Annotated in this window: 10 protein-coding genes; all 10 read left to right on the top strand. The window is 58.0% G+C overall.

Annotation, left to right across the window (positions count from 1 at the left end; all coding sequences use genetic code 11):
* Positions 1-2: 2 nt before the first annotated feature.
* The 10 genes from AC1Q67_RS22765 to AC1Q67_RS22720 all read left to right on the top strand — a co-directional run bounded on the left by AC1Q67_RS22765 (position 3) and on the right by AC1Q67_RS22720 (position 13,138).
* Positions 3-980 (top strand): amidohydrolase family protein, encoded by a 978-nt coding sequence (locus AC1Q67_RS22765; protein ID WP_492237194.1) that lies wholly within the window; start codon positions 3-5, stop codon positions 978-980.
* Between the two features lie 10 nt (positions 981-990).
* The gene (locus AC1Q67_RS22760) at positions 991-1,455 is read left to right on the top strand and encodes an SRPBCC family protein (protein WP_492237195.1); all 465 of its coding nucleotides are present in this window, start codon (positions 991-993) and stop codon (positions 1,453-1,455) included.
* Positions 1,456-1,459: 4 nt separating this feature from the next.
* A complete protein-coding gene (gene pcaD / locus AC1Q67_RS22755) occupies positions 1,460-2,281 on the top strand; it encodes a 3-oxoadipate enol-lactonase (RefSeq protein WP_492237196.1) in 822 nt (273 codons plus the stop codon).
* A 13-nt stretch (positions 2,282-2,294) separates the two neighbouring features.
* Entirely contained in the window at positions 2,295-3,269 is a 975-nt protein-coding gene (locus AC1Q67_RS22750; RefSeq protein WP_492237197.1) for an ABC transporter substrate-binding protein, read from the top strand.
* A complete protein-coding gene (locus AC1Q67_RS22745; protein ID WP_492237198.1) occupies positions 3,266-4,075 on the top strand; it encodes an ABC transporter permease in 810 nt (269 codons plus the stop codon). Before AC1Q67_RS22750 ends, AC1Q67_RS22745 begins: the two co-directional genes overlap by 4 nt.
* The gene (locus tag AC1Q67_RS22740; protein WP_492237199.1) at positions 4,072-4,836 is read left to right on the top strand and encodes an ABC transporter ATP-binding protein; all 765 of its coding nucleotides are present in this window, start codon (positions 4,072-4,074) and stop codon (positions 4,834-4,836) included. The genes AC1Q67_RS22745 and AC1Q67_RS22740 overlap by 4 nt, the downstream gene beginning before the upstream one ends.
* A gap of 256 nt (positions 4,837-5,092) precedes the next feature.
* On the top strand, positions 5,093-7,333 hold the full coding sequence (locus AC1Q67_RS22735; protein WP_492237200.1) for an NADP-dependent isocitrate dehydrogenase: 2,241 nt from the start codon (positions 5,093-5,095) through the stop codon (positions 7,331-7,333).
* Positions 7,334-7,881: 548 nt separating this feature from the next.
* Complete coding sequence (locus tag AC1Q67_RS22730; protein ID WP_492237201.1) at positions 7,882-10,017, top strand: FAD-dependent oxidoreductase; 2,136 nt, start codon at positions 7,882-7,884, stop codon at positions 10,015-10,017.
* A gap of 92 nt (positions 10,018-10,109) precedes the next feature.
* A complete protein-coding gene (locus AC1Q67_RS22725) occupies positions 10,110-11,324 on the top strand; it encodes an ABC transporter substrate-binding protein (RefSeq protein WP_492237202.1) in 1,215 nt (404 codons plus the stop codon).
* 119 nt (positions 11,325-11,443) lie between these two features.
* The gene (locus AC1Q67_RS22720) at positions 11,444-13,138 is read left to right on the top strand and encodes a long-chain-fatty-acid--CoA ligase (protein WP_492237479.1); all 1,695 of its coding nucleotides are present in this window, start codon (positions 11,444-11,446) and stop codon (positions 13,136-13,138) included.
* The last annotated feature ends 20 nt before the right edge of the window (positions 13,139-13,158 follow it).

Below are 13,158 nucleotides of genomic sequence, written 5' to 3'. Positions count from 1 at the left end.
ACGTGATCATCGACTGCCACGCTCATCTTGTGCCGCCGAGCCTGCTTGACGCTATCCGGGCCGACAAGGCGAAATTTCCATCCGTCCGCCTGATCGAGGAGGGCGGCAGCCTTGGCTTCTCCTTCGCGGGCAACAAGCCGACGCGACCGGTGTCGAAGCCGCTCAGCGATATCGCTGCGCGATTGCAGTGGATGGACACCCAGAAGATCGAGCGTCAGGTCGTCGGGGGCTGGCTCGATATGTTTGCCTACGAAATTCCGCCAGCGGAGGGCGAACAGTGGTCGCGCCTGATCAACACCCATCTTGCGCAGGCTTCGAAGGAACAGCCGCGATTCATTTCGCTCGCGACTGTGCCGCTTCAGGACGGCGCACGCGCGGCGCAGGTCCTGCGTGACGCTCACAAGGCCGGCTTCAAGGGCGCGATGATCGGCACGCAACCGAAAGGCAAGGGCGGCGTTCTCGACGATCCGACGCTGGCGCCGTTCTGGGAAGCTGCGAACGAACTCGGCTCGATTATTTTTATTCATCCGGTGTTCGAGAGCGGTGACGACCGCGTACATGACTACGGCATGGCGAATGCCGTCGGCCGTATCACCGATACGCTGATTGCGATGTCGCGCCTGATCTATGCTGGCCATGTCACGCGCTATTCGAACATGAAAGTGGTGGCGGGTATCGGTGGCGCTGCGCTGCCTTATGTCATTGGCCGTTTGCGCCGGAATTACTCGCTCGACAAGGAGAAGTTGGGCAATCCCGATGCCGCACTCGCCGCGATGTATTACGACACCATCGTTCAGGATACCCGTGCGCTGCGCTATCTCGCGGACGTCGTCGGCGCTGATCGCATCATGATGGGATCGGACATGCCATTCCCGATCGGCGATCTTGCGCCTCTGAACATTGTCCATGACACGTCGTTCTCGGCTGCGGAGCGCGTCTCGATCCATGGCGGTCTGGCCCGGCGGCTGTTCGGCATCTGAGGAGGGCGGCATGAAACTCGATATCGGCGGCAGCGAAACAATCCCAACGTCCGTGGATGCGCTCTGGGTCGCTCTCAATGACCCGGCTGTTCTGACTCGCTGCATTCCGGGCTGCAAAAGCATGACGGAGACGTCGCCGGATTCCTATAAAGTGGAAATGCAGCTTCGCGTGGCCGCCGTGGGCGGCACGTTCGAGGGTGCGATCAGCCTGTCGGACAAGGATGCGCCGAAGTCCTGCAACATCCAGGTCTCGGGCAGCGGTTCGATTGGGCACGGCACGGGAACAGCCCGGTTCGATATCGAGCCGGACGGCGAAGGCGCGAAGCTGCTCTACAAGGGCAATGGCGAGATCGGCGGTCTCGTGGCGGGTGTCGGGCAGCGGATTCTCACGAGTGTCTCGAAACATCTGATCGGCCGCTTCTTCGTCGCGCTCCGCAAGGAGTTTGAGACCTCGGCAAACAGGGCTGCAGGATAACACCATGGCTGCAGCGGCAAGCCGCATCGAGCGCATTGAAGTCGAGCCTGGTGTCCGCCTCGCAGTGGAAGTGCCTGCGGCCTCGAGCAAACCTGTTGTCATGCTGAGCAGTTCGATCGGCGCCAGCATGGGCATGTGGGACGAGATTTCTGACCGTCTGTCCGATCAGGCGAGGATCGTTCGCTACGATACGCGTGGTCATGGCAAGTCGGATGCACCGGCTGTTCCTTATACGATTGAGCGGTTGGGCCTTGATGCTGTTGCCATTCTGGACGCGCTCGACATCGGGCAGGTGGTCTTCTGCGGGTTGTCGCTCGGCGGATTGACTGGCATGTGGCTTGGCGCGAACCGTGGCGAGCGACTGGCGGGATTGGTGCTGGCAAATACCGCGGCGAACTTTCCGCCGGCTTCGATGTGGCAGGATCGCGCGGCCGCGGTTCGCATCAATGGAATGAGTGCGCTGGTTTCGCCGACGCTGGACCGCTGGTTCACCAAGGCGTTTCGAGAGCGGGAACCTGAGCGAATAAAGCAAATGGCCGAGATGATCGGCGCGACCTCGTCGGAAGGCTATGCCGGATGCTGCGACGTTCTGGCGGTTGCTGATCTCAAACCATCCCTGTCTGATATTTCCTGCCCGGTTCGGGTGATCTGCGGTGCGCACGATCCATCGACACCGCCGACGCGAGGAGAGGAGATCGTCGCCGGGATCAAGGGCGCGCAGATGGCGACTCTGGACGCAGCGCACATTGCCGCTGTCGAAGCGCCAGACGCTTTTGCAGGGGAACTAAGAAAAATCATGTCCCGCGCCGTAAGCGCGGCAACATAGTTGGGAGGAAGGTATGATGAGGAAAACCATATTTGCTTTGGGGCTGCTGTCCGCGGTTACTTCGGTGTCGCCACTGGCCGCGCAGGATCTTCCGAAGGTTTCGATTGTCGTGTTCGGCGCGCCTTCCCTGGGAGCTTTCCTGCCGCCGGTGATCAAGGCTCAGAAGCTCGATGAGAAGAATGGCTTGTCCATCAATTTCGAGGAACGGACTCCCGACGCATACACGGCGCAGTTCAACTCCGGAGAGTTCAAGGTTGGCGGCAGTGCCGCACTGCTGACGGTCGGCCTTGCCGACGTGCGTGGCGTCAAGGTCACATACCTGTTCAACCTCTTCGACTATTGGGGCGCGGTTGTCACGTCACGTCCGGAAATCAAGTCGCTGAAGGATCTCGAAGGCAAGGACCTCGCTGCTGCGAAGGGAACGACCAACTATGTGATGTTCGATTGGTTCGCTCGCCAGGTCGGCGTGGATACCAGCAAGCTCTCGGTCATCAACACCGCGACGCCGGGACTGGTTGGCTACGCTCTTGCGGATCGCGCAACGGCGGTTCAGCTCTGGGAGCCTGCCTACACCACACTGCATTCCAAGAAGCCCAGCATCCGAATGCTCGATCTCAAGATCCAGGATAGCTGGAAGAAGATGTCGGGCAGCACCAACATTCCATATCTGGGAGTCGCGGCTCATGTTGACTGGGCCGAGAAGAACAAGGATCTGATTCCAAAGCTCTACACCGCGTACAAGCAGGCGGCGGCATGGGTCACTGCAAATCCCGACGAAGCAGCGAAACTGATCGCAAGCAAGGGAACAGATGACGATCGCAAGGCGATCGCTGAATTGATCCGTGCGAACGATCGTCTCGGCATGAACCTGCGTACGGCGGCTGAGGTGAGCAAGGAAATCAAGGCGGTTTATGCGGCGGGCAGATCAATCGCCTTCCTTCCCTCCGACCCGTCTCCCGCAACGATCTACCAGGGACCGATGAAATGACGGCTGCGCAGTATCAGGAGTCGGGCGCGTCCAGACTGGGCACGGCGGCACTTCGCGGTGTGGCATCCTATGTCGTGCCATTCACCGTGATCGCGGCGATCTGGCAGATCGCCTCGCTGTTCTTCCCGCCGTTTCTGTTTCCGTCGCTGGTGGACGTCTTCTGGCGTTTCATTGGCATCGTCACGGATTGGTCCCAGTTTGTAGATGTTCTCGCGACTGTGCTGCGCATTCTCGCCGGGCTCGCCGGTGCATTTTTGATCGGCGCGTTGCTGGCTGTGCTGATGGCGCGTTCGCGCATGGCCCATGACTTTCTCTCGCCAGCCTTGACTCTGTTTCAGGGTATTCCGGCGCTGTCGTGGGTCGTGTTCGCGATCATCTGGTTTCATGGCATCGAGTCTCGTATTTTCTTCATCATGGTGATGACGACGCTACCGGCGTTTTCATTCCAAGTGCTGGGCGCGCTTCAGGCGATGTCGCGAGATCTTACCGAGATGGTCATGAGCTTCCGTCCATCGCGCACAAAACTGTTCACGGCGATGATTATCCCGGCGATTCTGCCGGACATTCTCACCGCCTGGAAGGTCAACCTCGGAAACGCGTCGCGCGTGGTCGTGGTGGCTGAACTTGTGGGCGCGACAGGTGGGGTCGGTTATCAATTACTTCAGCAGCAACAGGTCTTCGATATGGCAGGAGCGCTGGCTTGGACACTGCAACTCGTTTTCTTCGTTCTTGTTGTGCAGGCGATCCTGACCCTCATTGAGAGCGTCGCGTTCCGCTACCGCGCAATCTCGGAGCGCACGCTATGATGAATGGTCTCGAAAAATCGGCAATCTCTCTCGATCAGGTATCGAAGGTCTTTGGCAAGGCTGGTGGTGCCGGAGCTTTCACCGCGGTTGACACCCTGGATCTGCAGGTCGCGCAGGGACAGATGCTTGCGCTGCTCGGCAAGACCGGCTGTGGCAAGTCCACGATCTTCAACATGATCGCGGGATTGACTGAACCCACCAAGGGACGCGTGACGGTGGATGGTCACGACCCTTTCCGCGATTTCGATGCGTTCCGCGGCAAGATGGCGATTGTTTTCCAGGGCGATCGGCTGTTGCCATGGCGGACGGCGATCGAGAATGTCCAGCTTGGACTGGAGATTCTTGGAAAGTCGAGTGAAGAGCGCAGGTCCATTGCCGAGCGTTGGCTGGAGACGCTGGGGCTTCGTGGACATGAGAACGATTATCCGCACGCGTTGTCGGGTGGTATGCGCCAGCGTGTTTCGATCGCACGTGCGTTCGCCACAAACGCCAACATTCTGCTCTGCGACGAGCCTTTCTCGGCGCTGGATGAGATGACGGCTCGAAAGCTGCGCGCCGAGTTCGTCAAGCTCGTGAAGGAAAACGGCAAGACAGCGGTCTTCATTACGCACTCTATCAACGAAGCGCTCGAGATTGGCGACCGGATCGTGGTCTTAAAGCGGCCAGCCAACATCGCGATCGATGTTTTGCTGACGCCAGAAGCCAAGGCGGACAAGCAGGATGTTATTCGCGGTCAGATCCAGGGCGTACTGGCTGCATAAAAATAAGAAGGTCAGGGAGACGGTTTTGTGAAAAGTGAAATCGAGAAATGGACTGGGCCGATCAAGGCAATCGGCGTCCAGATCGACTGATCATCCCCTGACTGCGGATCGCGCGCTTTTGCGGAGAAAGGCTGCGAATTTGCCGATTGCAGTCGTCCCTAGCTCGTGAGAAAGCTAGTGACGAGGGACGAGCATGTCCTGTTTGTGCATCGGGATTAGCGGCAGTCGACCTCCTGCCAAGTGAGGAAACCAGTATATGGCTACGGCATCTCCGACCATTATCTACACCCTGACCGACGAAGCTCCAGCACTGGCGACGGCATCTTTTCTGCCCATTGTACGCGCGTTCGCTGCGCCGGCCGGCATTGATGTTGCTACGAGCGATATCTCGGTGGCCGCCCGTATCCTTGGCGAATTCCCGGAATTCCTGACTGAAGAACAGCGCCTGCCGGATAATCTGGCCGAACTCGGTCGTCTGACGCTTCTACCGGGCACCAATATCATCAAGTTGCCAAACGTCAGCGCCTCGGTGGCGCAGTTGAAGGCCGCCATAAAGGAACTGCAGGACAAGGGATACAACGTTCCCGATTATCCCGACAGTTCAAAGACCGACGAGGAAAAGGCGCTTCGCGCGCGCTACACCAAGTGCATTGGCAGCGCCGTGAACCCTGTCTTGCGCGAGGGAAATTCCGATCGCCGCGCGCCGCTTGCCGTGAAGAACTATGCGCGTAAGCATCCGCACAGCATGGGCGAATGGAGCCAGGCCTCGCGCTCACATGTCTCACATATGCATCACGGCGATTTCTATCACGGCGAGAAGTCGATGACGCTCGACCGCGCGCGTGACGTGAAGATGGAGCTTATCACCAAGAGCGGCAAGACAATCGTACTCAAGCCCAGGGTGTCGCTTCAGGATGGTGAAGTCATCGACTCCATGTTCATGAGCAAGAAGGCTCTGCTGGCGTTCTATGAGGAGCAGATCGAGGATTCCTACAAGACCGGCGTGATGTTCTCGCTGCACGTCAAGGCCACCATGATGAAGGTTTCACACCCGATTGTGTTCGGTCACTGCGTCAAGATTTTCTATCGTGACGCTTTCGAGAAGCACGGGGCCCTGTTCGAAGAGCTCGGCGTCAATGTCAATAATGGCATGGTCGATCTTTACAACAAGATCGCTTCCCTTCCGCAGAGCAAGCAGGACGAGATCAAGAACGACCTGCACGCCTGCCACGCGCACCGGCCCGAACTGGCGATGGTCGATTCCGCCAAGGGTATCACGAATTTTCACTCGCCGAACGATATCATTGTCGACGCTTCGATGCCTGCGATGATCCGTAATGGCGGCAAGATGTGGGGTGCCGACGGTCGTCTGAAGGACGTCAAGGCCGTCATGCCGGAAAGCACATTCGCCCGCATTTATCAGGAGATGATCAACTTCTGTAAATGGCACGGCGCATTCGATCCGAGGACAATGGGTACAGTACCGAATGTCGGTCTTATGGCGCAGCAGGCCGAGGAATACGGCTCACACGACAAGACGTTTGAAATCCCAGAGGATGGTGTCGCCAACATCACCGATCTTGCGACAGGCGAGGTGTTGCTCAGCCAGAATGTCGAGCAGGGCGATATTTGGCGCATGTGCCAGGTCAAGGATGCCGCTATCCGCGACTGGGTGAAACTTGCCGTGAGCCGTGCCCGGAACTCTGGCATGCCTGTGCTGTTCTGGCTCGACCCCTATCGTCCGCATGAAGCGCAGCTCATCGCAAAGGTCAAAACGTACCTGAAGGAGCACGATGTCTCCGGCCTTGATATCCAGATCATGAGTCAGGTTCGCGCCATGCGTTATACGCTTGAGCGTGTCATCCGCGGTCTCGACACCATCAGCGCAACCGGCAACATTCTGCGCGATTATCTCACCGATCTGTTTCCGATCATGGAGCTGGGCACTTCAGCCAAGATGCTCTCGATCGTTCCACTCATGGCAGGGGGCGGCCTCTACGAAACCGGTGCGGGCGGTTCAGCGCCCAAGCATGTGCAGCAACTAGTAGAAGAAAACCATCTGCGCTGGGATTCTCTCGGGGAGTTCCTCGCGCTTGCAGTCTCGCTGGAAGATCTTGGCATCAAGGCGAACAACTCGAAAGCTAAGCTCCTCGCGAAAACGCTGGATGCCGCCACCGGCAAGTTGCTCGACAACAACAAGTCTCCTTCGCCGCGCACCGGTGAATTGGACAATCGCGGAAGTCAGTTCTATCTCGCGATGTATTGGGCGCAGGAACTGGCAGCTCAGACCGAGGATAAGTCCCTTCAGGAGCGGTTCAAGCCACTCGCTGAGGCGCTTACCCGAAATGAAGAAAAAATTGTAACGGAGCTCCAGGCAGTACAGGGCAAACCTGTAGACATCGGGGGCTATTATCTTCCCGATCGGGGAAAATGTGCGGATGTGATGCGCCCGAGCGCTACGTTCAATACAGCGCTGGATCAGATGGCATCCCAATAGAATTTGATGGGGCCATTGAGGATTTGAATGCGAGATTGCGGTGACACGCCGTGAGAGGCGTGTCCTCGTGGCAGTGTCATGATGTTCGATTCGACCGCTCGAGAAGTTACGTCTGACATCGATTTGGTAGCCAGGTCTCCGGCGGCGCTGGTGAGACCGCTAGCAATGTTCTGATTGCGTCCGAGGCGCCGGCGAAGGGCGCCGGAGCTCAGCTCCAAGCTGACAATAAGAGCAACCGGTCGATGCGACAAGCATCGCCGTGCTTGCCGTACGGCGGAAGGCTGCGTTTGCGGGCGTCGTCAGTACACATCGGTGGACGCGGCATCGGCGCGATGGCGAGATCAAATCGCTACGCCAACCTTCTGATTGCTGGATAGCTTCTTCGCATTCTGCGGCTGTGTAGGCGCCTCCTTTTTCAACCTTCCTCTGTTCGTCTAGCGGTTGTGGGAGGAATTCCACACGACTTGACGGCGGTGTTTTCATTGCTTACGAACATTCGTTAGTAATAAATGTCGCCATTTTAATGGGCGTTTTACAGGAGGCTGCTTATGCACGTTATTATCGTTGGTGCAGGAATTGCGGGCATGACGGCTGCCATTACCCTGCGTCAAAAGGGTCACGATGTGACGGTGCTGGAGCAGGCATCCGCCCTGAAGGAAATCGGTGCGGGTATTCAGCTTGCGGCGAATGGATCGCTGGTGCTTCGAGAATTGGGCCTTGAGGAGGCCGTCGCAAAGGCCGGTGTCATCCCGCAGTCCTATGAGATGCGGGACATCAGCACCGGCAAACTGCTGAACCTGTCACCTCTGGGCGATATGGGGACAAAGCGCTGGGGAGCGCCACTCTACAACATCCACCGCGCTGACTTGATCGATATTCTCGCCCGCGCTGTTCCAGCAGGCGTGCTCAGACTCGGCGCGCAGGTTGAGGATTTCGTTCAGGACAATGATGGCGTTACTGTTCGCCTGACGTCGGGCGAAGAGGTGCGCGGAGATGTCCTTATTGGCGCGGATGGCATTCATTCCGTCGTCCGCAAGCAGCTGCGTGGCGAGGAGCCAACGCACTTTTCCAATATTCTGATGTGGCGGGCGCTCATTCCGGCGGAGAAGTTGCGCCATATCACTCTTGAGGAAAAGGGAAATTATTGGTTCGGACCGGGCCGGACCCTGATCACGTACTGGGTGCGCTCCAATAATCTCTACAGCATCCTCGCTTCGGTTCCTGTCACCGAGGTCCAGCGCGAGTCCTGGACCGAAAGCGGCGATATTGAAGAACTGCAGCGATCGTTTTCGGATATCGAGCCGCGGGCGCGCCAGATGATGGAGCAGATCGAGACCTCCTTCCTCACCGGCATGTATTACCGCGATCCGATCGATCGCTGGACATATGGGCGCGTCACGCTCATGGGCGATGCGGCCCATCCGATGGTGCCCTTCCTTGCGCAGGGCGCCTGCCAGGGTATCGAAGATGCCTGGACGATGGCGACCGTGCTGTCGGATGTTTCAAGCAAGAATGTCGGGGCGGCGCTTCAGGAATATGAGCAGCGACGGCGTCCCCGTACAACGCGCGTGCAATCCGGCGCGCGTGCGATGGTCAAGCTGACGCACGAGTCCGAAGCCGATCGCATCCGGGCGAGAAACGGCCGCTGGAAGGGCATGCAGCATATCGATCCCATGACCGAGACGACATGGGGATTCGTCTGGGGATATGATGTGCTCGCTGCGGTGAAACAGCCTGCTGGTGAAGTTCTCGGTTTGTCGGCGACGCGTGAAGGAAAAAGTCTGAAGCGTCCTGAGAGCCAGCGCGCCTTTTCCCTCTGGAAAAATACCTTCTCGCCGGAGCAGGTCGCCAGAGGTCACGACGGCCTTCGTGAGGGATACGAGGAGTTTCTAGCGAAGAATTTTCCGCTCGCGCAGGATGTTGCCGTCGAGGCGGTCGAGTTGCGTGGTGTTCCGGGGCTACGGGTGCATGCGGCCAAGAAGAAAGCCAATGCGCCGACGGTTTTGCACTTTCATGGCGGCGGATATGTACTTGGTTCGGCCCGCGGCTCCCTGGAGTATGCGCATCGACTGGCTGAAACGGTCGGAGGGACGTGCGTCACCGTCGACTATCGTCTGGCGCCGGACCATCCGTATCCAGCAGCGATCGACGATGCGCTTGATGCGTATCGTGGCTTGATCGAGAGCGGCGTTCCGGCGTCATCCGTCCTTCTGAGCGGAGAATCTTCCGGCGGCGGATTGGCGATTGCGGTGGCTCTCGCGCTCAAGACTGCGGGCGACACGCTCCCGGCAGGAATTATCGGTGTTTGCCCGTTTTCGGATCTTACCTTACGTGGACGGAGCGTCTCAATGTTTGCAGGCGATGATCCTGCGGCGAACAAGGACATGCTGGCCTATCTCGGTGCTTCCTATTTCCAGGGACATGAGCCGACCGATCCGCTGGTATCTCCGCTGTATGGCGATCTCGCCGGCTTGCCGCCCATGTTCCTGACAGCAAGCGAGGGGGAAGTGTTGCTGAGCGACACAACGCGTCTGATCGAGCGGGCGAAAAGAGCGGGCGTCGATGTGACGTCACGGATCGTTGACGACTCCGTTCACGTCTACACGATCTTCCCGTTCCTGCCGGAAACCGTCTCGACCATGAAGGCGATTGGCGAGTGGGCCGGCACGAAAACCGGCCGATAGGCACGAACCGGACAACACACCCAAGCGGTGCTCGATGTTTCTCGAGCATCGCAGCACTCAAAATCAACAAACGCAAACATAAGGAGGCATTCATGAGGGTGCTTGGACGATTGATGGCTGCATCGGCGCTGGGTTTGCTGATGGCCGGAGGCGCGCATGGACAGGGAATTTCAAACGGCACAGTCAAGATTGGCGTGCTGGGCGACATGTCCGGCGTGTTCCAGGATCTCAGTGGTGCAAGCTCGGTTGCGGCTGCAAAAATGGCCGTGGATGATTTCGTCAAGAACGAGAAGCCTTCCTTCAAGGTCGAGCTCGTCACGTCGGATCACCAGAACAAGCCGGATATCGCCGTAAGCCGCGTGCGTGAATGGTATGACGTCGATGGCGTCGACATGGTCACGGATGCAATCAACTCGGCAGTTGCGTTGGCGGTATCGGGCGTCACGCGCGAGAAAAACCGCGTGCTGATGGTGACGGGCGCCGGGACGACCGCGCTCATCAACGAGCAGTGCTCGCCGAACACGATCCTTTACGCCTGGGATACCTACGGTATCTCGAATGCGCTTGCCGGATCGATCACGCGCTCGGGCAAGAAGAACTGGTATTTCCTTTCGGTTGACTATGCCCTCGGCCAAGCGATCGAAAAGGATGCGACAAGGGCTATCGATGCCGCGGGAGGCAAAGTTGTCGGCTCGCGCAAGCATCCGACAGGAACTGCGGATTTCTCGTCGTTTGTGCTGACGGCTCAAAATTCCGGCGCGGACGTCATTGGGCTGGCGAACGCTGGCGGCGATCTCATCAACTCGGTCAAGGCCGCTCAGGATTTCGGTATCACACAAAAGCAGACCATAGCGCCAATGGCTGCGACATTGATGGACATTCACGCGATCGGCCTTGCGTCGTCGCAGGGGCTTATGCTGGTCGAAGGATTTTACTGGAACCGCAACGATGAATCGCGGGCATGGAGCGAGCGATTTTTCAAGGAGCGGAACAGAATGCCTATCATGCTTCAGGCCGGGCTCTATTCCGCAATCACGACCTATCTCAAGGCCGTAAAGGAAACTGGGACCGACGATGCGAAGACGGTTCTCGATCACATGAAGAAAATGGAGATCAACGACCTATTCGCGAAGGGAGGCCGGATTCGCGCCGACGGACGCATGGTCTACGACATGTACGTTCTGGCAGTGAAGAAGCCGGCGGAATCCAAGAAAGCGTGGGACTATCTCGAAATTCGAGACACCATCTCGGGTAAGGACGCCTATCAGCCGCTCTCCGATTCAAGGTGTCCACTGGTCAAGAACTGATCAACGACCTCCCACAACACCTCGTGCCGCGGACGATCTTCGCGGCACGCTGCTTTCCGGGTGCCGGGTTCAATGGAACGGCAAGAGTTTCGGTTTCGATAAAAACTGCGAGCTTGAATATGCGAAGCGACAAGCGATCATTGAAGACGTGGCCTCGCCGGTTGCCCGCATCGATCGAGCCGCCAGCTACATCGTTATGGGACAGTCTTGTGGTGAGCGAGCAGCGTTATCCTGATCGTGCTGCTCTGATCTTTCTCGGAACATCCACAACCTACAGGCAGTTAAGGGAAGCATCCGAGAGACTGGCCGGAAAGTTGTACGCGTTGGGCGTGAAGCGGGGCGACAGGGTTCTGGTGGTCATGCAGAATTGCCCTCAGCTTGTTATTGCGCATCTGGCCGTTGCCCGAGCCAATGCGGTCGTCGTGCCGGTGAATCCGATGAACCGGGCTGAAGAACTACGTCATTATATTACGGACGCGGAAGCCAGGGTCGCAATCACGACAGCTGACCTTGCGGCGGTACTGGCGGCCGCGAGTAACGATCTCGACGAAGGGAATGGACTTTCCCATCTGATCGTTAGCCACTTCACGGACGCGATTGCGGCAGGCGATCAATCCGGCGTGCCAGAACAGTGGCGGGACTGGATGCTCGCGCAGCACGATTTGCCAAAACTAGGCAGGGGGCACGTCTGTCATTGGCGCGAAGCGATGAAGGCGCACGACCCGCTTCCCGAGCTTGCTGTCGCCCGAGGCGATCTTGCACTTCTGCCTTATACCAGCGGAACGACGGGTCTTCCGAAGGGCTGTATGCTGACCCATGGCAACATCATGCACAATGCGGTCGGAGCTTCGTTCTGGCTTGATGGCACACCGGAAATGGTGAACCTCACGGTGCTTCCGCTATTTCACATCACGGGCCTCGTCTGTGTGATGCATGCCTCCATTTATTCGAGCGGAACCATGGTCATCATGCCGCGGTGGGATCGTGAGATTGCCGGCCAGCTCATCACGCAGCATCGAGTGAGCCATTGGACCTCCATCCCGACAATGATCATTGATCTTCTGGCAAGCCCGAATCTGGGGGCCCATGATCTGTCGAGCCTAGTTTATATCGGAGGGGGCGGGGCAGCGATGCCCCAGGCCGTCGCGGAGACTCTCCTGGACAAGTTTGGGCTCAAATTTGTCGAAGGGTATGGAATGACCGAATCGGCCGCGGTTACGTTGTTTAATCCGTGCGACGATCCCAAGCTTCAGTGCCTCGGAATTCCGTTCCTCAGTGTGGATGCCCGAATCATGGATTTCGAGAGCGGAGCTGAGCTTTCCGATGGCGAGCAGGGGGAAATCGTTGTCCACGGGCCGCAGGTTTTCAGTGGATACTGGAAGCAGGCGGATGCGTCCAAGAATGTTCTCATCACGATCGACGGAAAAACGTTCCTGCGTACCGGTGACCTCGGTTACAGGGACCCGGATGGCTACTTCTTCATTACGGATCGCCTGAAGCGGATGATCAATGCTTCGGGATACAAGGTGTGGCCCGCAGAGGTCGAGACCCTTCTGTTCCGGCATCCGGCGGTGCAGGAAGCTTGCGTTATCAGCTCGAAAGATAGCTATCGGGGTGAGACCGTAAAGGCTGTTGTGGTGGTCAAACCGGCTCACCTTGGCGTCAAGGAAGAGGAGATCATCGATTGGTGCCGAACCCAGGTGAGTTCATACAAGGTGCCGCGGATCGTGAAGTTCGTAGACGCGCTTCCCAAAAGCGCTTCCGGAAAGGTGATGTGGCGCGTCCTGCAGGAATCTGAATCGCGGGAAGCCTGATATTTCTGAATGACCGATGG

Source organism: Afipia sp. GW823-FHT06G09 (assembly GCF_058794875.1).
Note: the sequence above shows the minus strand (reverse complement) of the source record. Positions and strands in the feature narration are given on the sequence as shown.